The 23,439-nt window shown below is 67.0% G+C and carries 17 protein-coding genes; 10 read left to right on the top strand and 7 right to left on the bottom strand.

Features of this window, described 5'->3' with window-relative positions; translation table 11 throughout:
• The first annotated feature begins 30 nt into the window (after nt 1-30).
• The 6 genes from prmC (at nt 31) to NTCA1_RS03870 (ending at nt 9,317) form a co-directional block, all read left to right on the top strand.
• Nucleotides 31-879, top strand: a complete 849-nt coding sequence (gene prmC, locus NTCA1_RS03895) for a peptide chain release factor N(5)-glutamine methyltransferase (RefSeq protein WP_159828547.1) — start codon at nt 31-33, stop codon at nt 877-879.
• A 237-nt stretch (nt 880-1,116) separates the two neighbouring features.
• On the top strand, nt 1,117-2,022 hold the full coding sequence (locus NTCA1_RS03890; protein ID WP_159828544.1) for a DUF4167 domain-containing protein: 906 nt from the start codon (nt 1,117-1,119) through the stop codon (nt 2,020-2,022).
• A 274-nt stretch (nt 2,023-2,296) separates the two neighbouring features.
• Nucleotides 2,297-3,940, top strand: a complete 1,644-nt coding sequence (gene lnt / locus NTCA1_RS03885) for an apolipoprotein N-acyltransferase (RefSeq protein ID WP_236549089.1) — start codon at nt 2,297-2,299, stop codon at nt 3,938-3,940.
• A gap of 41 nt (nt 3,941-3,981) precedes the next feature.
• Nucleotides 3,982-5,199: a methionine adenosyltransferase gene (gene metK / locus NTCA1_RS03880; protein ID WP_086492670.1), complete on the top strand. Its 1,218-nt coding sequence runs from the start codon at nt 3,982-3,984 to the stop codon at nt 5,197-5,199.
• A gap of 168 nt (nt 5,200-5,367) precedes the next feature.
• Nucleotides 5,368-6,219, top strand: coding sequence for a sulfurtransferase (locus NTCA1_RS03875; protein ID WP_159828541.1), 852 nt, complete (start codon nt 5,368-5,370; stop codon nt 6,217-6,219).
• A gap of 137 nt (nt 6,220-6,356) precedes the next feature.
• Nucleotides 6,357-9,317 carry a CHAT domain-containing tetratricopeptide repeat protein gene (locus tag NTCA1_RS03870; RefSeq protein WP_159828538.1) on the top strand — a complete coding sequence of 987 codons (2,961 nt, stop codon included), beginning with the start codon at nt 6,357-6,359 and terminating at the stop codon, nt 9,315-9,317.
• A gap of 46 nt (nt 9,318-9,363) precedes the next feature.
• On the opposite strand, the gene NTCA1_RS03865 is transcribed toward NTCA1_RS03870, so the two are convergent.
• From NTCA1_RS03865 to NTCA1_RS03850, 4 genes are all read right to left on the bottom strand, one after another.
• Nucleotides 9,364-9,912, bottom strand: coding sequence for a glutathione peroxidase (locus NTCA1_RS03865; protein WP_159828535.1), 549 nt, complete (start codon nt 9,910-9,912; stop codon nt 9,364-9,366).
• A gap of 90 nt (nt 9,913-10,002) precedes the next feature.
• Entirely contained in the window at nt 10,003-10,689 is a 687-nt protein-coding gene (locus NTCA1_RS03860; protein ID WP_159828532.1) for a glutathione S-transferase family protein, read from the bottom strand.
• Between the two features lie 21 nt (nt 10,690-10,710).
• A complete protein-coding gene (locus NTCA1_RS03855) occupies nt 10,711-11,346 on the bottom strand; it encodes a CoA transferase subunit B (protein WP_159828529.1) in 636 nt (211 codons plus the stop codon).
• A complete protein-coding gene (locus NTCA1_RS03850) occupies nt 11,346-12,053 on the bottom strand; it encodes a CoA transferase subunit A (RefSeq protein WP_086492664.1) in 708 nt (235 codons plus the stop codon). Before NTCA1_RS03850 ends, NTCA1_RS03855 begins: the two co-directional genes overlap by 1 nt.
• Nucleotides 12,054-12,263: 210 nt before the next feature.
• On the opposite strand from NTCA1_RS03850, the gene NTCA1_RS03845 reads away from it, so the two are divergent.
• From NTCA1_RS03845 to NTCA1_RS03835, 3 genes are all read left to right on the top strand, one after another.
• Nucleotides 12,264-13,046: a universal stress protein gene (locus NTCA1_RS03845; protein WP_159828526.1), complete on the top strand. Its 783-nt coding sequence runs from the start codon at nt 12,264-12,266 to the stop codon at nt 13,044-13,046.
• A 582-nt stretch (nt 13,047-13,628) separates the two neighbouring features.
• Nucleotides 13,629-15,944 carry a CDC48 family AAA ATPase gene (locus tag NTCA1_RS03840; protein WP_159828524.1) on the top strand — a complete coding sequence of 772 codons (2,316 nt, stop codon included), beginning with the start codon at nt 13,629-13,631 and terminating at the stop codon, nt 15,942-15,944.
• Between the two features lie 215 nt (nt 15,945-16,159).
• Nucleotides 16,160-17,302 carry a mechanosensitive ion channel family protein gene (locus NTCA1_RS03835; RefSeq protein WP_159828522.1) on the top strand — a complete coding sequence of 381 codons (1,143 nt, stop codon included), beginning with the start codon at nt 16,160-16,162 and terminating at the stop codon, nt 17,300-17,302.
• A gap of 7 nt (nt 17,303-17,309) precedes the next feature.
• Here NTCA1_RS03835 and NTCA1_RS03830 read toward each other — a convergent pair whose 3' ends face one another.
• From NTCA1_RS03830 to polA, 3 genes are all read right to left on the bottom strand, one after another.
• Entirely contained in the window at nt 17,310-18,899 is a 1,590-nt protein-coding gene (locus NTCA1_RS03830) for an ABC-F family ATP-binding cassette domain-containing protein (RefSeq protein ID WP_159828520.1), read from the bottom strand.
• A gap of 123 nt (nt 18,900-19,022) precedes the next feature.
• Nucleotides 19,023-19,853 carry a glutaminyl-peptide cyclotransferase gene (locus NTCA1_RS03825; protein WP_159828518.1) on the bottom strand — a complete coding sequence of 277 codons (831 nt, stop codon included), beginning with the start codon at nt 19,851-19,853 and terminating at the stop codon, nt 19,023-19,025.
• A gap of 86 nt (nt 19,854-19,939) precedes the next feature.
• The gene (gene polA, locus NTCA1_RS03820; protein ID WP_159828516.1) at nt 19,940-22,780 is read right to left on the bottom strand and encodes a DNA polymerase I; all 2,841 of its coding nucleotides are present in this window, start codon (nt 22,778-22,780) and stop codon (nt 19,940-19,942) included.
• Nucleotides 22,781-23,040: 260 nt separating this feature from the next.
• On the opposite strand from polA, the gene NTCA1_RS03815 reads away from it, so the two are divergent.
• Entirely contained in the window at nt 23,041-23,376 is a 336-nt protein-coding gene (locus NTCA1_RS03815) for a hypothetical protein (RefSeq protein WP_086492658.1), read from the top strand.
• The last annotated feature ends 63 nt before the right edge of the window (nt 23,377-23,439 follow it).

Genomic DNA, 23,439 nt, shown 5'->3' with positions numbered 1-23,439 from the left:
CTTCCCCGCGCATCCTGAGCCTGTCGAAGGATGACGGCCCACACCCCCACCGTCGGCGAAGCGATCCGCGAGGCGGCACAGCGCCTTGCGGAAACCAGCGACACAGCAAGGCTCGATGCCGAAGTGCTGATGGCCCATGCGCTGGGCTGCTCGCGCTCCTCGCTGCTGCTGGCGCACATGCGCGATGCCGCGCCGCCGGACTTCGCGCCGCTGGTGGAGCGCCGCGCCGCGCACGAACCCGTGGCCTATATTACCGGCCATCAGGAATTCTTCGGCCTGCCTTTCGCGGTCGGCCCCGAAGTCCTGATCCCGCGCGGCGATTCCGAAGTCCTGGTCGAAGCCGCCCTCGCCGCCCGCCCCGATGCCCGCACCGTGCTCGATTGCGGTACCGGTTCCGGCGCGCTGCTGCTGGCAGTGCTGGCTAACTTGCCCGAAGCCCGCGGCACCGGCATCGACAGCTCGCCCAGCGCCCTCGCGAAAGCGGCGGAAAATGCCGCCTCGCTCGGCCTGACGCAGCGCGCCCGCATGGTCGCCGCCGACTGGCACGTTCCCGGCTGGGCCGATGCGCTGGGCGGGCCGTTCGACCTGATTCTCGCCAATCCGCCCTACGTGGAAACCACTATCGCGCTCGACCGCTCGGTGGCCGAGTACGAACCGGCCAGCGCCCTCTATTCCGGCGAACTGGGGCTGGACGACTACCGCGTGCTGGTGCCGCAATTGCCGCTTCTCCTGGCCCCAGGCGGCGCCGCGCTGGTGGAGATCGGCCACCAGCAGGCCGAAGCCGTCGCCGCGATCGGGGCGGGATCGGGCCTTTCCAGCCGACTCCACCGCGATCTCGGCAATCGGCCGCGCGTGCTGGAGTTTTCAACAGCCGAGTAAGTTTTCACTTGGAATTTCGCCCCGGAATGCCTAAGGATTACGGCGAACCGGCACATGGATGAAATTTCCCATGTGGGCGGCTCGCCTCCAACCTTAGCAGATCGTCGCGGCCTTTAGCGCCTCGGCACGGCAAACGGTGGAGTTCACGGCACTCGGGGGCGATCCGTGATCATGTGACGTGTGGCAGATCGGCCCGACGGGAACTGGCCGATGCCCTGGGTTTTGAGGAAATAATCCTTGAATAATAATCGTGGTAACAACCGTCGGCGCGGCCGCGGTAACAATCGCCAGCAGGGCGGTCAGCAAGTCAACAGAATCGACAGCAGGGCTCGCGGTAATGCGCCGCAGCTGCTGGAGAAGTACCGGAAGCTGGCCCATGACGCGCACCTCAACGGAGATCGCGTGCAGGAGGAATATTACCTCCAGTTCGCGGACCATTACTTCCGTGTGATTGCCGACCAGAAGCAGCGCCAGGAAGAATCGCGCCAGCCGCGCCGCGAAGACCGTGGGTCCGATTACGGCGACGACTACGCGGCCGACGAGTATGGCGATTTCGATTCGCCCGCACCGGAACGCCAGGAGCGGCAGGAGCGCAATTTCGATCGGCAGGACCGGCAGGAACAGCGCCAGCCCCGTCGTGAAGATTCGCGTCGTGACGATTCCCGACGTGAGGATTCGCGCCGCGAAGAACGCGCGCCCCGCAGCGCGCCCGTCGAGGAAGAAGCCGCGCTTCCCGCTCCCGGCAACGAAGCGGAACCCGAAGGCGAAGCGACCGTGTACGAACCGGCCGAAAATCCCTTCGTGCGCGACAACCGCGCCTCGCGCGGGCTGAAGCAGCGCAAGCCGCGCCGCCGCCGCGACGAGGATGAAGCGGGCGAGAACGCCGATGGTGAAGCTCCGGCCGCCGCCGAAGCCGAGCCGGTCGCCAACCTCGATCCGGCCACGCTGCCCCCGGCCATCGCCGCCGCCCCGGCCAAGCGCACCCGCGCCGCCAAGACGGCTGAAAAGCCTGCCGAACCGGCCGCCGAGCAGGCTACCGGCGAAGCCGAAGCCGGCGAGGAAAAGCCCCGCCGTCGCCGCACCCGCAAGGCTGCCGCGGCAGACGAAGGCGGCGAAAGCCCGCTGGAAGCGGTAAACTCGTAAGATCCTGCCGGGGCGCACGGCCCTCAAGGCATCGCGATACCAAAAACGACCTTAAAAACGACCCACGTCTCGCCGCAAGGCAAGACGTGGGTCGTTTTGGTTCGGGTCGCTGCGTTTCAGGCGGTTCTTTCGAGGTTGCCAAACCACACCTACGGGCCTTCCGTTTTCCCGCTGCAATTCGCTTGCCTCGCACGGGCTTGTCCCTCCATAGCGGCGGTCCTACACACCCTTCGGCACATACCCATCGGCACGAGGCCCGGCTCTGAAACCCGTATTGGACTTTCTCGAACGCCGCCCGCGCCTTGCGGCCGGTCTTGCCGCGATCCTGGCCGGAACCGCAGCCGCCTGCGGCTTCCAGCCGCTGGCGCTCTGGCCGCTGACGCTGCTGGGTGTAGCTATCCTGGCCGAACTCGTGGCTCGCGCCCCCGGTTGGCGGCGCGCATTCCTGATCGGCTGGTGCTTCGGCCTCGGGCACTTCACGCTGGGCAATAACTGGATCGCCACCGCCTTCACGTATCAGGCCTCGATGCCTGCCTGGCTAGGCATGATCGCGGTGTTCCTGCTCTCCCTCTACCTCGCGATCTATCCCGGCCTCGCCGCGCTGGGCACCTGGCTGGTGCTCCGGCTCGACGGACGGTCAGAGCGCGCTGACCACCGGGGGCCGGGCAGGTTCCTCCTGCTCGCCCTCGCCTTCGCACCGGCCTGGATCGTCAGCGAATGGCTGCGCGCCTGGGTCTTCACCGGCTTCGCCTGGAACCCGCTCGGCATCGCCCTGCTCGGCGGCTACCAGAGCCGGGGCCTGGCCATGGCGGCGCCATGGGTGGGAACTTACGGCCTCTCCGGCCTGCTGGTCCTGATTGCCTGCCTTCCCGGACTGTTCTGGCGGTTTGCCAGCACTTCGGTCGGCGCACGCCGCTGGGTCTGGGCACTGCCCTGCATCGTGATTTTCGCCGCGCTGGCGGCACTGATGCTCCTGCCCGACCACTGGGCGCAGCGCACCGAAGGCGCGGTTCGCTACACGCTGGTCCAGCCCGACATCCGCCAGGAGTTCATCGACGATCCGCGCTACTACGAGGGCAACTTCGTCAAGCTGGCGCGCCTCTCCCTGCCCCGCTCGCCGGGAGAGACCCGCGTGGTGTTCTGGCCGGAATCCGGCCTTGGCGACTATATCCGCGACGGTTATCCGCCGTTCCTCTACCGCATGTACACTTACGCGGGCGATCCCGTGCTCGCCCGCGAGCGGATCGGCCGGGTGATCGGCCCCTATTCCCTGCTGATGACCGGCGCGGTCGATCTGGTGCTGAAGGACGGCGAGGGCGTCGCGGCGCGCAATTCGGTCTCGATGGTCGATGGGAACGGCAACCTTCTGGCCAGCTATTCCAAGGCCCATCTCGTGCCCTACGGCGAATATCTCGCCTTGCGCTGGCTACTGGAGCCGCTGGGTGCCACCCGTCTCGTGCCCGGTGCGATGGACTTCTGGCCCGGCCCCGGCCCGCGCAGTTTCGATCTTGGCCGCTGGGGCAAGGCGGGGATCCAGATCTGCTACGAGATCGTCTTCAGCGGCGAGGTGGCCGACCCCCGCGTCAGGCCGGACTACATCTTCAACCCCTCCAACGACGGCTGGTTCGGACGCTGGGGGCCGCCTCAGCACCTCGCCCAGGCGCGCCTGCGGGCGATCGAGGAAGGTCTGCCGGTCATGCGCTCCACCACTACCGGCATCAGCGCCGTGATCGACGCCGACGGCCTGGTACGGGCGCACGTCCCCTGGCACCGCGCCGGAAGGCTGGATGGGCGCATTCCCCCGCCCCGCGAGCCGACGCCTTTCGCAATATTCGGAAACCTGCTGCCACTGGCACTTGCCACGGCTTTCTGGATCATTGCGCTTTCCGTTATTGCGCTTCGCCGTCGCGGTCGCTAGACCATGACCCACATAAAGATTTCTTTATATGTGGTGTCACGATGCGAAATGACTATGTCTTTACCTCCGAGAGCGTCTCGGAAGGCCATCCCGACAAGGTTTCGGACCAGATTTCCGACGCCATCGTCGATCTCTTCCTCTCGAAGGACCCGGAAGCCCGCGTCGCCTGCGAGACCCTGACCACCACCCAGCGCGTCGTCCTGGCGGGCGAAGTGCGTGGCAAGGGCATGATCGACAAGGACGGTCACTGGGAAGACGGCGCGCAGGAGGAAATCCAGCACATCGTCCGTGAGACCGTGAAGCGCATCGGCTACGAACAGGCCGGTTTCCACTGGCAGGACCTGCTGTTCGAAAACCACCTGCACCCGCAGAGCGCGGACATCGCGCAGGGCGTGGACTCGGCCGGCAACAAGGACGAAGGCGCGGGCGACCAGGGCATCATGTTCGGTTTCGCCTGCGACGAGACGCCGGACCTCATGCCCGCCACGCTCGACTACAGCCACAAGATCCTGGAACGCCTCGCCGCCGACCGTCACTCGGGCGCGGCCCCGTTCCTGGAGCCCGACGCCAAGAGCCAGGTGACCCTGCGCTTCAAGGACGGCGTGCCGGTGGAAGCCACGGCCGTGGTCGTCTCCACCCAGCACAAGCCCGGCTACCATGAGGGCGCGCAGGACGCGGAACTCAAGGCCTATGTGAAGAAGGCCGTGGGCGAAGTGCTGCCCGAGGGCTTCGTCACCGCGAACACCAAGTTCCACATCAATCCCACCGGCAAGTTCGAGATCGGCGGCCCTGACGGCGACGCGGGCCTGACCGGCCGCAAGATCATCGTCGACACTTACGGCGGCGCGGCTCCGCACGGCGGCGGCGCATTCTCGGGCAAGGACCCCACCAAGGTCGACCGCTCGGCTGCCTACGTCACCCGCTACCTCGCCAAGAACGTCGTCGCGGCGGGCCTTGCCAAGCGCTGCACGATCCAGATCGCCTATGCCATCGGCGTGTCCGAGCCGCTCTCGCTCTATGTCGACACCCACGGCACCGGCGCGGCCAGCGATGCCGATCTCGAAGTGGCGATCACCAAGGTTGCGGCCGACAAGCTCGGCGGCCTGACCCCGCGCGGCATCCGCACCGGCCTTGGCCTCAACAAGCCGATCTACGGCCCGAGCGCCGCTTACGGCCACTTCGGCCGCAAGCCGGAAGGCGACCTGTTCCCCTGGGAACGCACCGACCTTGCCGATGCGCTGAAGGCCGCTATCGCCTGATGTGAAAGCAGGGCCTTCCGGTCACACGGAAAGTCATGAGACGGGCCGGGTTTTCCTATCGGGAAACCCGGCCCGTTCGCATTTCCGCAGCGGCAGGCGTCGACAGCAGGCCCTTCTCCTCCTAATTCCACCGCGCAATCCACCGCGCGATCCACCGGGGCAGGTTCCATGGCTTACGACACGCTGATTTCCGTCACAGATCTGCACGAGATTCTCGCAGCGGGCAGCGACGTCCTGATTCTCGACTGCGATTTCGAGCTGGGCCAGCCGGACAAGGGCCGCGAATCCTATCGCGCCGGGCACCTTCCGGGCGCGCGCTATGCCCATCTCGATGACGATCTGGCCGGGCCGCCCGACGGCACCAACGGCCGCCATCCGCTGCCCGCGCGGGTCGCTTTCGCGGCATGGCTGCGCGCGCAGGGGCTTAAGCGCGGCGGGCAGGTCGTCGCCTGCGATTCCAGCGGCGGCGCCTGGGCCGCCCGTGCCTGGTGGCTGCTGCGCTGGATCGGCCATGCCGAAGTCGCCGTGCTCGACGGCGGCAAGCAGGCCTGGGCCGCGGCGGGATTGCCGATGGAGACGGGCGAGGCCCCGCCCGTCGTCCCCGGCGATTTCACCGCCGACGAACCGCTCGTCCCGGCACCGCTTACCGCCCGTCAGGTCCTTGCCAATATCGGGACGGGCGAAGCGCAAGTGCTGGACGCGCGCGATCCCTCGCGCTTCCGGGGCGAACCCAATCCGATCGACCCGGTGGCCGGGCATATCCCCGGCGCCCGCAACCGCTTCTTCAGGGACAATCTCGCCGAGGACGGATCCTTCCGCCCGGCCGAGGAACTGTCGCAGGCGTTTCGCACGCTGCTGGGCGGCAAGCCTGCGGTGCTCTCCTGCGGTTCGGGCGTAACGGCCTGCCACAACGCGCTGGCCATGGCGGCGGCGGGTCTGCCGCAGCCCCGGCTCTATCCCGGATCGTGGAGCGAATGGATCGCCGATCCTGCCCACCCGGTCGCGACCGGAGACGCGTGAGCGGGCGACAAAGCCGGATTTAACCCGCGAAAACAATTGCCGACTTGCTCAAGCGCACGAATCCTGCGCTTGAGAGGCGGTGCTGGAAACGATTGAATGGGGATTCGCCCGTCCATCGGCTCCGGCAGGGGGCGCAGATGAGCAAGCGGGTATGGGCCTGCCTGGGGGCGGGCCTTCTGGCGGGAATGACGGCGGGTAACGCAGGCGCGGCTGCCGCCGCCCCTACCCCTGCGACCATCGACGCTGCACCGCCTACGGCCACGATCGCTCGCGAAATCCGGGCGCTGGCAGACTACGATACGTCCGGCGATCCCCAGGCGGCGCTGCGTCGCATTGATGCCGCCCTCGCCCGCGCCCGCAAGGCGGGAACCGTCGATGCCGCCGACCTGCTCCTGGCAGAGGCGACGCGCGGCGAGGCGCTGTTCTGGCTCGGCCGTTACGAGGAAGCGCTCGGCGCCTTTCGCGATTTCGATGCCCGGATGACCGCCCTCGGCGGACCGATGACGCCGCGCCGGGCCGATATCGTCAACAACATCGGTTCCGCCCTCTCCAGCCTCGGCAGACTGGACGAAGCCCGGATCTACAAGCTACGCGCCCTGGAACTGAGCGAAAGCTTGGCCGGTCCCGACAGCAACGAATATGCCGCCGCCCTCTATGGGCTTGCCCTGATCGACTATCGCCGGGGCCTGCCGCTGGAAGCCATCCCAAAAGTGCAGCAGGCCGTGGACATTGCCGTGGCCGCCAGCACCCGCAGCGGCCGGAACAGCGAATATCCCACGCTCTACGGGATCACTCTCAGCACCCTGCAGATACAGGCGGGCGATTCGACTTCGGCGGTCGCGGCGGCCCGCGCTGCCGCGAATTGGGCGGACGGCCATCTCGGCAAGGATCACCGGCTGACGCTGGCCGCGCTCAATGCGCTGGGCGCGGCGCTCAACGACGCGGGAATCTACGGTCAGGCCACGCCGATCCTGCGCCGCGCGCTGGACCTGCGCATGGCGAAAAGCGAGCCGGACGACCGCGACGTGGGCTATTCGCTCAACGCCGTCGCCTACTCGCTGGACCTTGCCGGTTTCTCGGACGAGGCCCTGGCCTTCTACGAGCGCTCCGCGAAGATCTTCGAGGCCCTGCCGCCCTCGTCGCAGCCGATGTCCGGGGCCAATGTCTTCGGCCAGATCGCCCGCATCGTCCGCGACGACGGCCAGCCCGAGCGCGCGCTGGCGCTCAACCGCAAGGCCCTGGGCATGGCCCGCCGCATCGCCTCCTCCCCCGACGATCCCGAAGTGCTGCGCGCCGAACTCAGCCTTGCCAAGATGCTGATCTCGCTGGGCGATGCGGCAGAAGGCAATCTCGATGCGGCGCAGGCGCTGCTGGACCATGTCAACGCCGCCTATGCCCGGCGCGCCCTGCCCACCAATCTCGACCGCGTGGCCGCACTGACCCTGCGCGGCGCCGTGGATCTGCGCCGGGGCGATCCGGCAGGCGCCCTCGCCCGCGCCAGGCCCGCCGTGGCCGCCTTGCGCGCCCATCTGCTCGACCGCACCAGTGCCGCCACCAGCGCGGTGCGGCTACGCGATCAGGCTGCGGGCACGTTCGTCCTCGAAGCGCGCATGGCCCTAGCCGCCGGCGCCCCGGAAACCGCTTTCGACGCCTTGCAGATGGCCGGAATGGGCGACCTGCAAACCGCCTTCACATCCGTGGATGCGATCCGCGACCGCTTCGGCCCGGAGGCCGACACGGCCATCCGCGCCTATCTGTCCGCCGCCGCACGGCTGCGCGAACTGCACAAGCAGCAGGACCGCGAGATCGGCCTCAGCGGCGGGGACGATACGGGTCGCCGTGACACTGCCGCCCGTATTGCCGAGGCCGAAGAGGAATTGCGCGCGCTGGACCGGCGGATCGCTGCGCTCGTCCCCGGCTATGCCTCGCTGACCGGCTTCGAACCGGCCACCCTTGCCGAAGCCCGCGCGAAGCTGGCGAAAGGGCAGGCACTGGTGCTCTACGGCCAAGATGCCGACGGGCTGGTGATCATGGCGATCACCCGCGACGGCGTAGCTTCGGCGCAGACCACGATCGCCTCGCGCGCCCTGCGCGATCTGCAACGCCGCCTGCGCGCCTCGATCGAGGAAGGGCTGCTGACCGACGGCACTTCGGCTTTCGACCGGCAAACCGCCTACCGCCTCTATCAGCAACTGTTTCCCGCCCCAATCGCCGAAGCCCTGCGCGGCAGCCGCGAACTGGCCATTCTCGCCCCCGGCATGCTCGCCTCGCTTCCGTTCGATACGCTGGTGACCGCAGAGCCGAGCGGCAATGACGCCGACCCCGAAGCACTGCGCAAAACCGCCTGGCTGGTCCGCCGCCACGCGGTGCGCACGCTGGTCAGCGCCGCCTCGCTCGGCAAGGGCGGAAAGCGGGCCAGTCCGCCCAGCGGCTTTGCCGGGATCGGCGCGCCGCTCTTGCCGGTCACGGGAGCGCAAGGCTGGTCCGATGCGGTCGAGCCTGCCCTCGCCCAACTTCCCGAACTGCCGGGGGCGGCGCGCGAATTGCAGGTCATGGCCCGTAACGTCCCCGGAGAGCGCCGGATCCTGATCGGCGCCCAGGCCACGGAGCAGGCGGTCAAGTCCGCTTCTTTCGGCAAGGCGGGGGTGATCGCCTTCGCCACCCATGGTCTGGTCGGCGGCGCCTATCGCAATCTCGTGGAACCGGCGCTGGTGCTGACGCCGCCCTCCGGTTCGGCTTCCGGCAGCGATGACGGCCTGCTCACCGCCTCGGAGATTGCCGGACTGAGCCTCGATGCCGACTGGGTGATCCTGTCCGCCTGCGATACCAGCGCGGGCGAAAGCGAAAACGCGCCGACTTACTCCGGCCTGGCCCGCGCTTTCGTTTCGGCGGGTGCCCGCTCGCTGCTGCTGTCGCACTGGCCGGTGCGCGACGACGTCGCCAGTCGCCTCACCTTGCGCACGGTCATGGCCGCCCGCGGCAGGACCAGCCGCGCCGAAGCCCTGCGCCGGGCGCAGCTAGACGTGCTGGGCGATGCCGCGATCGCCGGAAGCGCCCATCCTGCGACCTGGGCGCCCTTCGTGCTCGTCGGGAATTGAGGGATCACCGTGGCGGCGCATCGCGCCACCACGGCGTTTCAGCCCCTTACCTGGCCAGCTCGCCTTCGATCGCTTCCACCAGCAGCGGATCCTGCGGCGCGGTGCCGGGCGCGAAACGGCCAACGACCGAACCGTCGCGAGACACCAGGAACTTCTCGAAGTTCCACAGCACTTCGGGATCTTCGTTCGGCGTCATGCCGTAGCCCCGGAAACGCTCCTTCATGCCCTCGACATCCCCCTGCTTGGTCGGGATCGCCTCGGTAAGCGCGGCATAGAGCGGCTGCTTGTCGCCGCCGGTCACGTCGGCCTTGGTGAAGAGGGGGAAGGAAACGCCGTAATTGAGCTGGCAGAATTCGACGATCTCCTCATCGCTGCCCGGCTCCTGGGCGCCGAAGTCGTTGGCCGGGAAGCCCAGCACCTCGAAGCCCTGCGCCTTGTAGTCGCCATAGAGCTTCTCGAGCCCTTCGTACTGCGGCGTCAGCCCGCACTTGGAAGCGACATTGACGACGAGCAGGACCTTGCCTTCGTGATTGGCGAGGCTGTCGGCGCTGCCGTCGATACGGGTCAGCGGAATTGCGGTAATGTCGGCGGCCATTGCGTTATCTCCCGGATTGTCGGCCGGGAACATGGCGCAAGGTCATGACCGCCGCAAGACGCCAGGAACTCGTGAAGACCCCGTGTGCGATCACTCCGCGATGCGGTAGTCGGCAATCACTTCCCCGGCCTCGGCCAGTTCGGCCTCGTGGCCTTCCTCGCGCCAGGTCTCGGCCAGCGCCTCGGCTTCCCACTGCTTCATGGCCGGGTGATCGAGGACGGTGTCCACCCAGGTCTGGCAGGTGCCGACGTCCAGCCCATAGGTGCGGATGCGGAAGGCGACCGGCGCGAAGAAGGCATCGATGGCGGTAAAGCTCTCGCCCGCCAGCCAGGGGCCGCCGAAGCGCGACAGTCCCTCGCCGAAGATCTCGCGCAGGCGGGCGACATCGCGCACCAGTTCGGCGCGCATCGCCCGGGGGCGGACGCGGACGCCGACGTTCATCGTGCAATCGCTGCGCAAGGCGGAGAACCCGCCGTGCATTTCCGCCACGGCGCACTGGGCAAAGGCGCGGGCGCCCTCGTCGGCAGGCCAGAGGCCGGGGTGGCGCTCGGCCAGATAGAGCGTGATTCCCAGCGAATCCCAGACCGTCCGCTCGCCGTCGATCAGCGCCGGCACTTGCCCCGTGGGCGAGAAGCTGCGGAAGGCGTCGTAATTGGTCGGTGCCAGGAAAGGCTCGACCCGATCGGTAAAATCGATGCCGAGCGCCTTCATCAGCACCCAGGGGCGCAGTGACCAGCTGGAGTAGTTCCGATTGGCGGTGATCAGGGTATAGGCCATCGGAACTCTCCCAAGTGGATATCAGGTTACGTAATGCGCCGTGGTCTTAGCGGCGACTTCCTCCGCCGTCACGCCCGGCGCCAGTTCTATCAACTTGAACGGGCTGTCATGATCGACCCGCTGGAACACGGCCAGGTCGGTGACGATCATGTCGACCACGTTCTTGCCCGTCAGCGGCAGGGTGCAGGCCGGGATGAACTTGGGATCGCCGTTCTTGGCATTGTGCTCCATGACGACGATGATCTTCTTCACACCGGCGACAAGATCCATCGCCCCGCCCATGCCCTTGATCATCTTGCCGGGGATCATCCAGTTGGCGATGTCGCCGTTCTCGGCAATCTCCATCGCGCCCAGCACGGCCAGGTCGATATGGCCGCCGCGGATCATGCCGAAGCTGGTGGCGCTGTCGAAATAGGCCGATTGCGGCAGTTCGCTGACGGTCTGCTTGCCCGCATTGATGAGGTCGGCATCGACTTCGTCGGCATAAGGGAACGGCCCAATGCCGAGCATGCCGTTTTCCGACTGGAGCGTCACCGTCATGCCGCTGGGCACATGGTTCGCGACCAGGGTGGGAATGCCGATGCCGAGGTTCACGTAGAACCCGTCCTGAAGCTCCTTCGCCGCGCGCGCGGCCATTTCGTCACGAGTCCAGCTCATCAGGCAGTCTCCCTCTCGCGGGTCGTCGTGAATTCGATCTTCTTGTCGTAAGGCGCGCCCAGTACCAGCCGCTGGACGAAGACGCCTGGCAAGTGGATGCCGTCGGGATCGAGCGAGCCGGTGGGAACGATCTCCTCCACTTCGACCACGCAGACCTTGCCGCAAGTGGCGGCGGGCACGTTGAAATTGCGCGCGGTCTTGCGGAACACGACATTGCCGGTCTCGTCCGCCTTCCACGCCTTCACCAGGCTGAGGTCGGCGAAGATGCCTTCCTCAAGGATGTATTCCTCGCCCCGGAACATTTTCACTTCCTTGCCTTCGGCCACCTGGGTGCCGACGCCGGTCTTGGTGTAGAAGCCCGGAATCCCGGCGCCGCCCGCGCGCATGCGCTCGGCCAGGGTGCCTTGCGGGCAGAATTCGACTTCGAGTTCGCCCGAAAGGAACTGGCGTTCGAACTCCTTGTTCTCGCCCACATAGGACGAGATCATCTTGCGCACCTGCTTGGTGCGCAGCAGCTTGCCGATGCCTTCGTTGTCGATACCGGCATTGTTCGAGGCGAAGACGAGGTCCTTCACGCCCGAATCGCGTACCGCATCCAGCAGCCGCTCAGGGATGCCGCATAGGCCGAAACCGCCCGCGGCGATCAGCAGGCCATCCTTCAGCAGTCCGTCCAGCGCGTCAGCGGCGCTGGGGTAGATCTTGTTCATGCATATCTCCCGTTCTGGGCGCGAACCTAGACAGCCAATTTCATGACGAACAGCGATTGTTTTCCATCGGCTGTCTTCGATCGGCAAGGATAAGTCTGTGCCGCGGCACGCTATCACTCCCCGAATCGAAACCGGAAGCGAAGTTTGATCTTCGTCATGGCAATTCCATGACCTTGCGGTAGGTTACCTGCGGTCAACGGGAGAATTACCATGCGCTCGATACTCGTGAACGCCGACCGCAAGCCCGACAGCGAAGCCCGCGTCGATGCCGCGCTCGAACTGGCCCGTCATCTCGACGGGCACCTTACCGTGCTCGTCGATACGCCGGTCTCGCGCTATATCGCCATGGACCCGATGGGCGGCAGCTATGTGATTTCCGAAGCGCTCGACAAGGCCCGCGGCGAGGACGATGCCGCCGCCGAGGCGATCGAGGGGCGGCTGACGCGCGGCGACATCGCCTTCGAGGTGATCCGCAGCGAAGAAGATCCCGTTCCGGCGCTGGCCGGCGCGGCGCGGCTTTCCGATCTGGTGGTGGTCTCGCGCTCCAGCGGCATTGCCGGGCAACTGGCGATGGTGGCCCGCGCGCCGGTGCTTACCCTGCCGGAAGGGCGCAGGCTTTCCCTGCCGATCCGCCGCGCCGTGATCGCCTGGGACGGCGGCGAACAGGCGGCCAGCGCGCTCAAGGCGGCCGTGCCGCTGCTGCAAAGCTGCCAGGTGGTGAAGCTGGTGATGGTCATCGAAAAGTCCGGCGGCTTCCCCGCCACCGATGCCTTGCGCTACTTGTCCCGCAACGGCGTCCACGCCGAATACGAGGAATACGAAAGGCGCGGGTCCACCGAGGAAACCCTGGCGCTTGCCGTAAACCAGAACCATGCCGAACTGCTGGTCATGGGCGCCTATGGCAAGGGTCGCCTGCGCGAATTCCTGTTCGGCGGCGTTACCGCCCATTTCCTGTCGGAGGCCAGTGCGCCTGCGGTCCTGTTCTGTCACTGAGCCGATACGGAACAAACGAAAGACGGCAGAAAGAGGCGCCGGTGCCCGTCACCGGCGCCTCTTGTCGTCAAGGTGAGGCTCCGGCGCAGCCTTGCAGCTCAGATACTTAGCAGGGTGAGTAAATTTCGCGGCGCAACAGTCAACGATTGCACCCCGTCGCCAAGGCCGATCGCCATGACGATTACGTCAAGCCGAAGCTGACGCCGCATTCAACTTGCAAGTCATTGTTTTATATAAATTCAACTATCATTACGCAGGGTAGTTACAAGCCGCGCAACATTGCTTGCATGTTTCGCAATCACGATCCTGCGTTTTCGCACTTGCACAAAAACCGAGTCGGGGTCATAAAGACAGTGCCTTTCAGGCATCCTCTCCCAAAACTTTCACGGCCCGGTTGGAAACTTCCGGGCCTTCTTTTTGGCTGTTTGAGAACAACGTTCTCAAACAGTTCCATCGGAAACATCCAGAGCGGTCGCGGGTTGGTTTGAAATCCGGGGGAGCCATACCTAGTTCCAGTCCACATCCCGGGCGACCCGCGCGAACCGGCGCGGCGTCGGAATCGGGAGGATGGAAAGGACACCCATGGCGGACGCCCCAACTCAAGCCGACGAACGGACGGTGAAGCTGCAGGTCGCAGCCGCGCGTCAGGAAGAAAGCGGCCAGGGAATTGCCCGTCTCTCGCGCGCCTCGCTCTCGGAAATCGGCGCGATGGAAGGCGATGTGCTCGAAATCACCGGCAAGGCGGCCACCGTCGCCCGCGCCGTGCTCGCCTATGACGAGGACGAAGGCCTCCAGGTCATCCGCCTCGACGGCCTTCAGCGCGGCAATGCCGAAGTCGGCTCGGGCGATCACGTCGTGGTGCGCAAGGCCGAATCGCGCCCGGCGCAGCGCGTGGTCTTCGCGCCCGCGCAGAAGGACATGCGCCTGCAAGGCCCCTCGGCGGCGTTGAAGCGCAACTTCTTCCAGCGCCCGATGGTGCAGGGCGATCTCGTCGCCACCACCGGCCAGCAGCAGGTCGCGGACATTCCGCCGCAGCTTCGCCGCATGTTCAATGCCCCGGCCTATGCGCTGACGCAGATCCGCCTCAACGTCGTCTCCACCACCCCGCGCGGCATCGTCCACATCGACGAGAACACCGAAGTGGAACTGCGCGAGGTCTTCGAGGAAGCGCATGACGCCCGCGGCGACGTCAACTACGACGACGTCGGCGGCATGAGCGACACCATCCGCCAGCTGCGCGAGATGGTGGAACTGCCGCTGCGCTATCCCGAACTCTTCACCCGCCTCGGCGTCGCCCCGCCCAAGGGCGTGCTGCTCCACGGCCCGCCGGGCACCGGCAAGACCCGCCTCGCCCAGGCCGTCGCCAACGAGAGCGAGGCCAACTTCTTCACCATCAACGGGCCCGAGATCATGGGCTCCGGCTATGGCGAGAGCGAGAAGGCCCTGCGCGAAGTCTTCGAGGAAGCCACCAAGGCCGCGCCTGCCATCGTCTTCATCGACGAGATCGATTCGATCGCCCCCAAACGCAGCCAGGTTCACGGCGAGGCGGAAAAGCGCCTGGTCGCGCAGCTGCTCACCCTGATGGACGGCATCGACAGCCGCGCCCATGTCGTCGTGATCGCCGCCACCAACCGGCCCGACGCCATCGACGAGGCGCTGCGCCGCCCCGGCCGCTTCGACCGCGAGATCGTGATCGGCGTGCCGGACGAGGCCGGTCGCCGCGAGATCCTGGGCATCCACACGCGCGGCATGCCGCTCGGCAGCAAGGTGGATCTCACCGAACTCGCCCGCACCACCCACGGCTTCGTCGGCGCCGACCTGGCCGCCCTCACCCGCGAAGCCGCGATCGAGGCGGTGCGCCGGATCATGCCCCGGCTCGACCTCGAAGCCCGCACGATCCCGCCCGAAGTGCTGGAGGAACTGCAGGTCCTGCGCGAGGATTTCGTGGCCGCGCTCAAGCGCGTCCAGCCTTCGGCCATGCGCGAGGTCATGGTGCAGGTGCCGAACATCGGCTGGGCCGATATCGGCGGCCTCGACGAGGCACAGCTCAAGCTGAAGGAAGGCGTGGAACTGCCGCTGAAGAACCCGGAAGCCTTCCACAAGCTGGGCATTCGCCCGGCCAAGGGCTTCCTGCTCTACGGCCCGCCCGGCACCGGCAAGACCCTGCTGGCCAAGGCCGTGGCCAAGGAGGCCGAGGCGAACTTCATCTCGATCAAGTCCTCCGACCTCCTGTCGAAGTGGTACGGCGAAAGCGAGCAGCAGATCGCCCGCCTCTTCGCCCGCGCCCGCCAGGTCGCGCCTTGCGTGATCTTCATCGACGAGATCGACAGCCTCGTGCCCGCGCGCGGTATGGGGGGCGGTGGCGGCGAGCCGCAAGTGACGGGCCGCGTGGTCAACACGATCCTCGCCGAAATGGACGGGATGGAGGAGCTGCAGTCGGTCGTGCTGATCGGCGCGACCAACCGCCCTGCCCTAGTCGATCCCGCGCTGCTGCGTCCCGGCCGCTTTGACGAACTGGTCTATGTCGGCACCCCCGACGAGGCCGGACGCGCGCACATCCTGGGCATCCATACCAGCAAGATGCCGCTGGCCGACGACGTTTCCCTGCGCGACATCGCTGCCCGCACCGAGCGCTTCACCGGCGCCGACCTGGAAGACGTGGTGCGCCGCGCCGGCCTTATCGCCATCCGCAAGCGCGGCGCCGAAGTGGAACAGGTCCGCCGCGAGGACTTCGAGGACGCTCTCGAAGACAGCCGCGCCACCGTGACCGAGGAGATGGAAGCCGAATACGAGCGCATGAAGGGCGAACTCAAGAAGCGCGCCATGGAAGTGATCCCGATCGGCTTCATCGCCCCCGGCATGGTGGAATCTACCCGCGAGCGGAAGCACGGGGACTGATCCAGACACGTCGTCCCGGGCTCGCCCCGGGACCGCTGGCAGATCTTGAGGCGCTTCCTCGCGAGCAGGGCGCGGCTCGGCCAGCGGTCCCGGATCATGTCCGGGACGACGTGAATCTCTTGCGATCGTCCGAACGGGATCGCTCACTCGCCCCGAAAGACCGACGAAGCGAACCTCGTTCTGAAACTGCTGCGGTGCAGCATAGTTAGATCACCATGATCCGGCTCATCGAAAACCTGCTCGGCGGCCTGCCCGACTGGGCGGAGCGGCCGCTGGTGGCGGTGCTTGCGGCCTTGCTGGGGGTGGCGATCGCGCTTCTGGCCCATGCCGTGCTGTTCCGCATCCTCCACCGCGTGACCCATCGCAGCGCGAGCGAGGCGGACGATATCGTTGTCAATCGCCTGTTCCGGCCCACGCGCTGGGCTTTCGTGGCCATGGGGGTCGTTCTCGCGGCACGGGAAACCCCTGCGCTCGAAGCGGTCTGGGAACGGTTCGCGCCTTTCGTCATGCCGCTGCTGACCGGCTGGGTGGCGGTGGCGGTGCTGCGTGCTTTCGTCGAGGCGATGATCGTGCGCGCCGATATCTCGGTGGAGAACAACCGCAATGCCCGGCGGCGGCGCACCCGCCTGGCCATCTTCAGCCGCATCGGCACGTTCCTGATCGTGTTCCTGACCGTCTCGGGCATGCTGGCCTCGATCCCGGGTGTGCGCGAGATCGGCGTGACCCTGATGGCATCGGCGGGCCTCGCGGCACTGGCCGTGGGCGCGGCGGCGCAGCCCGCGCTCAAGGCACTGATCGCGGGCTTCCAGATGGCGATGACCGAGCCGATCTCCATCGACGACGTCGTGATCCTCGACGGCGAGTGGGGCCGGATCGAGGATATCCGCACCACCTACGTCGTCGTGCGGCTGTGGGACGACCGCCGCCTCGTCGTGCCGTCCAACCGTTTCCTGGAAGACACTTTCCAGAACTGGACCAAGACGACCTCGCAGCTGCTCGGCACCGTGTTCCTCTATCTCGACCAGGGCACCGACATCGGCCCGATCCGGGAGGAATATTCCCGCCAGATCGCCGCCCACCGCCTCTGGGACAAGCGGGCGCAAGTCCTTCAGGTGACGGACTGCAAGGACGACGCCATCGAAGTCCGCCTGCTGATGAGCGCCCGCGACGGCCCGACGCTGTTCGACCTGCGCTGCGAGCTGCGCGAGAGCATGATGGACTGGATCCGTCGCAACCAGCCCGAAGCCCTCGTGCGGCGGCGGACCCTGCCGGTGGCACCGGTCGAACTCGGCGCAAGTGCGGGGCTGGCGGAACTGGTCGCGGGGTCGGTAAACGGCGACGCGCGCAAAGCCAATTGAACTGAGCCTATCCCAGCGCGATCGTCTCTTCCAGGCCCAGCGCCTCTCGAAAGGCCCTATCGTGGCTAACGCAGACCACCGCGCCGTCGTAGCCGCGCAGAGCCTGTTCCAGCATTTCCGCCGATGCGAGATCGAGGTGGTTGGTCGGCTCGTCGAGGATCAGCAGCCAGGGCACCTCCCGCCGGGTGAACAGGCAGGCCAGCGCCAGACGCATCCGCTCTCCGCCGGAAAGACCGGCCACATCGCGTTCCGCCCAGGCGTTGCGAAAGCCGAAACGGGCGAGCGCGGCATGGGCGGCGTGGCGGTCGGTCCCGGGATCGAGGCGCAAGTAGGCGTCCAGCACGGTGCCGCCGTCGCCCAGCAGCGAGACGTGCTGGTCGAGCAGCGCGCTGCGTGATCTTTCGGCGCGAATCTCGCCCCCGTCCGGACCCCCGTCCGGCCGGTCCAGCCCGGAGAGAATACGGATCAGGCTGGTCTTGCCCGAACCGTTGGCGCCGGTGACGGCGATTCTCCGGGGGCCGCGGATCACGAGGTCGAGCGGGCCGAACAAGTGCCTTCCGCCGCGCGTGCAGGTAATGCCGCGCGCCTCGATCAGGACATGGCCGGAGGGCAGGCCGCTGGGCGGCAGTTCGATATGGATCGGGGCCAGCACTTCCACCTCGCGGCGCGCCGCGTCGAGGTCCTGCTGCGCGCGGCCCACGCGTTCGTCGCCGAGCTTGCCCTGACGTCCGCCGGTTTCCTCGGCGCGCTGCCTGCGGGCGCCGAGCAGGATCTTCGGTGCGCCGCCCCTGGCGGCGTCCTGACGGCCCCGGCTGTCGCGCCGGGCCTGCTTTTCGACCTCTTCCTGACGTTCGCGGCGTGAACGGCGCAGCGCGTCCTCGCTTCTTTCCAGCACTTCGGCAGCGCGGGCACGCTCCCGGCTGCGTTGCTCGTCGAAAGCATCCCAGCCGCCGCCGACCATGTGAACGCCCGTGCCGGTCAGCTCGACGATGCGATCCGCGCGGCGCAGCAGTTCGCGGTCGTGGCTGGCGACAAGGGCGCCGCCGGGCCAGCCGTCGAGCAGGTCCGCCACCACCTTGCGCCCTGCCTCATCGAGATTGTTGGTCGGCTCGTCCAGCAGGAGCACGTCCGGCTCGCCCATGAGGAGGCCGGTCAGCATCAGCCGGGTGCGCTGACCGCCGCTGAAGGCACAGAGCGGCCGCTGCGGATCGAGATCAGCAAAGCCGGCCAGTGCGGCGGCCTTTTCGAAGCGTTCGGGCAAGGTCCAGTCCGCCAGATCGAAGTCGTCGTCCTCGAAGCGGCCCTCAGCGATGCGATCGAGCCGGGCGAACTGCGCGGCGAGGCCCAGTGCCTCGGCCACGCTGGCGCTCTCATCGGGAGGAAGCTGATGCAGCAGGCCGACCCGGCCCTGCCGCGTGATCGTGCCTTCCAGAACCGGCGCTTCCCCGGCGATCGCGCGCAGCAGGGTGCTCTTGCCCGCGCCGTTGCGACCGACGAGGCCAAGCGTCTCGCGGCCGAGCGAGAACGTGAGATCGGAGAAAAGCGGGGAACCGTCCGGGGCCGAGCAGGCCACGCGGTCGAGAGTCAGGAATGTCATGAGAACACCGGCAGATAGCGTTTGGGAAAAACGGGCTATGTGCTCAGTTGTTCATCGATCCATTCCTTCGCTTGCGGGCCGCTTTCTATTGCAAACGGCCCGATCCGGCAAGTCATGCGCAAGTCAGGCGCCTTTGGTGCAGTCCGGGACGATCTGGAAGATCTGGTTCCAGTTCTTGCCGGTCACGAAAATGCGGTTTGCCGGGGCATCCCAGGCAATGCCGTTCAGCACCGCATCGACGCCGACCCCGCCCGCCTTTTCGCGCAGGCCGGTCAGGTCCAGCCAGGACGTGACCTTGCCGGTCTTCGGATCGATCCGGGCGATGCGGTCGGTCATCCAGACATTGGCCCAGATCTCGCCGCCGATCCATTCCAGCTCGTTGAGGTTCGCCACCGGCTTGCCCTCGGCAGTGACGGTAAGGCTGCCGGTCTGGCGCATCGTCGCCGGATCGCGCAGGCGCAGGGTGGCGGAGCCGTCGCTCTGGTAGATCGTCTCCCCGTGCCGGGTCATGGCCCAGCCTTCGCCCTCATAGCGGAACGTGCCCAATAGCTTCAGCGTCGCGCGGTCCCAGCGATAGCCGATGCCGTCGCGCCAGGTGAGGCTGATGAGTTGGTCCTTCCAGTCGACCAGCCCTTCGCCGAAAACGCTAGGATCGACCTGGGCCTCCCGCACGGGATCGAGCGTCTCCAGCTTGCGCACGACGATGCGGGAATCGCCCTCGCGGCCGGTGCTTTCGTAAAGCAGCCCACGGTCGAACAGCAGGCCTTCGGTGAAGGCGGCGGTATCGTGGGGGTAGGCGTTGTCGATGCGGTAGGTGCAGACCGGCGGGCTCTTCGCCTGCGCCGTGGGCGCGGCGATGAGGCTGAGGGCGGCTGCAATCAGGACACGGGCGGGAGAAAGCATGCGCGGGAGGTGCCGGAAGGCGGGGTTCTCCGCAAGGGGGTTGCCGGTCATCCGCGAGCGCAGCGAAGCAAACCGGAGACGGGCATGACCACGCCGGCTTGCTGCGCTACGTTCATGGATGACGACGGGGATCCCCCTCAGTGCGCCGCGCCCCAGCTGAGGCCGGAGCCGATTTCGACGCCCAGCGGCACGTCCAGCCTGACCGCGGGCTCGGCCGCGCCCGCCATGACGGCGCGGATCACGTCCGAAGCCGCTGCGACATCACCCTCGGGGAGTTCGAACACGAGTTCGTCGTGGACCTGCAGCAACATGCGCACATGGCCGAGGCCCGCCGCCTCCAGTGCAGGCATCATGCGCACCATGGCGCGCTTGATGATGTCGGCGCTGGTGCCCTGGATCGGGGCGTTGATGGCGGCACGCTCGCTGCCCTGGCGCTCGGCGCCGTTCTTCGAGGTGATGCGCGGGAACCAGGTCTTGCGGCCGAACAGGGTTTCCGAATAGCCGCGCTCGCGCACTTGCTCCAGCGTGTGGACGATATAGCGCTGGATGCCCGGGAAGCGCTCGAAATAGCGGTCGATCATGGCCTGCGCCTCGTCCGCCTCGGTGCCGAGACGGCCTGCGAGGCCCCAGCGCGAAATGCCGTAGAGGATGGCGAAGTTGATGGTCTTGGCCCGTCCGCGCGTATCGCGGTCCACCGTGCCGAACATCTCCATAGCCGTACGCGAGTGGATGTCCTCGCCCTGGGCGAAGGCTTCCTTCAGGCTCGGCACATCGGCCATGTGCGCGGCAAGGCGCAGCTCGATCTGCGAATAGTCCGCCGCGAGCAGGACATTGCCCGGCTCGGCCACGAAACAGTCGCGGATCTGGCGGCCGATCTCGGTGCGGATTGGGATGTTCTGGAGGTTCGGCTCGGTCGAGGACAGACGCCCGGTCTGCGCCCCGACAAGGCTGTAGCTGGTGTGGACGCGCCCGGTCCGCGGATTGATCGCCGCCTGCAAGGCCTCGGTATAGGTCGAGCGCAGCTTGGAGAGCTGGCGCCATTCGAGCACCTTGGTGGCGACTTCGGCACCCTCGCCCGCCAGCTTTTCCAGCACCGACTGGTCGGTGGAATATTGCCCGCTCTTGCCCTTCTTGCCGCCCTTGTAGCCCAGCTTGTCGAACAGGATATCGCCGAGCTGCTTGGGGCTGCCGATGGTGAATTCCTGGCCGACCTTGCCGTGGATCTCGGCCTCCAGCGCGCCGATGGCCTCGGCGAACTGGCTGGAAAGGCCCGCCAGCCTGTCTCGGTCCACCTTCACGCCGTGGCGCTCCATCTGCGCGACGACCGGGATCAGCGGCCGGTCCACCCGCTCGTAGATGCGCGTGCCGCCCTCGTCGGACAGGCGCGGCTTGAGGATATTGTGCAGGCGCCAGGTGACGTCGGCATCCTCGGCCGCATAGGGCGTGGCACGGTCCAGCGGCACTTCGCCGAAGGGAATCGCCTTCTTGCCGGTACCGCAGACATCCTTGAACGCCATCGTCTTGTGCGAAAGGTGGCGCTCCGACAGCTCGTCCATGCCGTGGCCGCCGCCGATGCCCTCGATCTGGCGGCCCGCGTCGAGGCAGAAGCTGACGATCATCGTATCGTCCACCGGCGCCACCAGAATGTCGTGCCGGGCCAGCACGTTGAGATCGTACTTGATGTTCTGACCGACCTTGAGCACGGCATCGCTTTCCAGCAGCGGCTTCAGCAGCGCCAGCGCGGTCTGGAGCGGCACCTGCTGCGGCTTCTCCGCGAACATGTCGCTGCCGCCGTGGCCGAGCGGGATGTAGCAGGCGTCGTTCGGGCCCAGCGCCAGGCTGATTCCGGCAAGCTCCGCCTTCATCGCATCGAGCATCGAGGTCTCGGTATCGACGGCCACCATATGCGCCGCCTGCGCACGCGCCACCCAGCGCTCCAGCGCCTCCACGGTCTGCACGCATTCGTAGGCGGCATAGTCCACCGCCGGCCATTCCGGCAGCGACTGCCGCGAGGCGCCTTCGCCGGGGCCGCCAGCCGCCGTTACAGGCTTGGCGGGATTGAGCTGGGTCGGACGGTCCGGGCTGCCATGGCCGCCGTCGAGCCGCTTGAGCAGGCTGGTGAAGCCGTGCTTGCCAAGGAACTCCGCGAGCGGCGCGGGCGGAATGGCATCGAGCTTGAAGGCGTCCAGCGCCATCGGCAGCGTGCAGTCTTCCTTCAGCGTCACCAGCACCTTGGACAGGCGGGCCTGCTCGGCCTGTTCGATCAGACGCTCCTGAAGCTTCGACTTCTTCATTGCGGGCGCGGCAGCCAGGGCGGCTTCGAGGTCGCCGTAGTCCTGGATCAGCTTGGTCGCGGTCTTGGGGCCGACGCCGTAGACTCCCGGCACGTTGTCCACCGCGTCGCCCATCAGCGCCAGCACGTCGCCCACCTTTTCAGGGGGCACACCGAACTTTTCGACCACTTCGGGAATGTCGATGCGCTGGTTCTTCATCGTGTCCAGCATGTCGACGCAGCCGCCGCCGATTGCGCATTTGCCGACCAGCTGCATGAGGTCCTTGTCGGAGGACACGATCGTCACGTCCCAGCCCTGCGCCGTGGCGGCGCGGGCATAGGAAGCGATGAGGTCGTCCGCCTCGAAGCCCGGTTCCTCGATGCAGGGCAGCGAGAAGGCCCGCGTCGCGTCGCGGATCAGCGGGAACTGCGGCACCAGGTCTTCGGGCGGCGGCGGGCGGTTGGCCTTGTAATCCTCGTAGATGTCGTTGCGGAACGAATGGCTGCCCGCATCCAGGATCACCGCAAGGTGAGTGGGGCCATCGGCCTTGTTGAGGTCGTCCGCCAGCTTCCACAGCATCGTCGTATAGCCGTAGACCGCGCCGACCGGCGTTCCTTCCGGGTTGGTGAGCGGCGGCAGGCGGTGATAGGCGCGGAAGATATAGGCCGAGCCGTCGACGAGATAGAGATGCTGCTTGGAATCCATGGCAAGACCCCTAGCAGCGCCGGGGCTGGTCGTCAGCAGGGCAGTGAGGCGCGGCGGGTGAAATCGGCCCGGAGGATCGGGCGGATGATCAGGCGGGAACCAATTCGCTCCACCGTCGTTTGCCCGCGACTGCTTGAATCGCGTTTGCGACCGGCCTAGTTTCCCTGCCCAAGGGGCGAAGCCGCCCGCATTCGCGGTTGGGCTCACGGGGTTTGTCTTTTCAGCAAACGCTTTTTAGCAAACGAGGGAATACCGAGAACATGCGCAAGATCGTTATCGCCGCCACTGCCGCCGTTGCGGCCCTGTCGCTCGCCGCCTGCTCGGAAAAGACGCAGGACGCGGCTTCGGACACCGCCACTTCGGCTGCCGGCGACATGTCGGAAGCCGCCGACGACGTGGGCGATGCCGTGAGCGATCTCGGCGCCAAGGCTTCGGATGCCGCCAATGACGCCGCCGACGGCGTCAAGGATGCCGCCGCCGATGCCGCCAAGAAGGCCGAAAAGACCACCGACGACATCGCCGCCGATGCCGAAAAGGCCGCTGCCGACGTCACCGATGCCGAAGGCACGCCCCACGACGGCACCCAGCAGCACTGATCACTTGCAAGCGCCGGGCTTCGCGGCCCGGCCCTTCAGGCCACAAAAAAGCGCTTCGGAGTG

It is taken from the genome of Novosphingobium sp. TCA1 (genome assembly GCF_009811895.1).
Classification (GTDB): Bacteria; Pseudomonadota; Alphaproteobacteria; order Sphingomonadales; family Sphingomonadaceae; genus Novosphingobium; species Novosphingobium panipatense_A.
This window is presented reverse-complemented; position numbering and strand designations above follow the sequence as displayed.

Coding starts and splice junctions, on each gene's coding strand:
- prmC (WP_159828547.1), top strand. CDS start 31: ATGACGGCCCACACCCCCACCGTCGGCGAAGCGATCCGCGAGGCGGCA.
- metK (WP_086492670.1), top strand. CDS start 3,982: ATGCGAAATGACTATGTCTTTACCTCCGAGAGCGTCTCGGAAGGCCAT.
- NTCA1_RS03875 (WP_159828541.1), top strand. CDS start 5,368: ATGGCTTACGACACGCTGATTTCCGTCACAGATCTGCACGAGATTCTC.
- NTCA1_RS03870 (WP_159828538.1), top strand. CDS start 6,357: ATGAGCAAGCGGGTATGGGCCTGCCTGGGGGCGGGCCTTCTGGCGGGA.
- NTCA1_RS03865 (WP_159828535.1), bottom strand. CDS start 9,912: ATGGCCGCCGACATTACCGCAATTCCGCTGACCCGTATCGACGGCAGC.
- NTCA1_RS03860 (WP_159828532.1), bottom strand. CDS start 10,689: ATGGCCTATACCCTGATCACCGCCAATCGGAACTACTCCAGCTGGTCA.
- NTCA1_RS03855 (WP_159828529.1), bottom strand. CDS start 11,346: ATGAGCTGGACTCGTGACGAAATGGCCGCGCGCGCGGCGAAGGAGCTT.
- NTCA1_RS03850 (WP_086492664.1), bottom strand. CDS start 12,053: ATGAACAAGATCTACCCCAGCGCCGCTGACGCGCTGGACGGACTGCTG.
- NTCA1_RS03845 (WP_159828526.1), top strand. CDS start 12,264: ATGCGCTCGATACTCGTGAACGCCGACCGCAAGCCCGACAGCGAAGCC.
- NTCA1_RS03840 (WP_159828524.1), top strand. CDS start 13,629: ATGGCGGACGCCCCAACTCAAGCCGACGAACGGACGGTGAAGCTGCAG.
- NTCA1_RS03835 (WP_159828522.1), top strand. CDS start 16,160: ATGATCCGGCTCATCGAAAACCTGCTCGGCGGCCTGCCCGACTGGGCG.
- NTCA1_RS03830 (WP_159828520.1), bottom strand. CDS start 18,899: ATGACATTCCTGACTCTCGACCGCGTGGCCTGCTCGGCCCCGGACGGT.
- NTCA1_RS03825 (WP_159828518.1), bottom strand. CDS start 19,853: ATGACCGGCAACCCCCTTGCGGAGAACCCCGCCTTCCGGCACCTCCCG.
- polA (WP_159828516.1), bottom strand. CDS start 22,780: ATGGATTCCAAGCAGCATCTCTATCTCGTCGACGGCTCGGCCTATATC.
- NTCA1_RS03815 (WP_086492658.1), top strand. CDS start 23,041: ATGCGCAAGATCGTTATCGCCGCCACTGCCGCCGTTGCGGCCCTGTCG.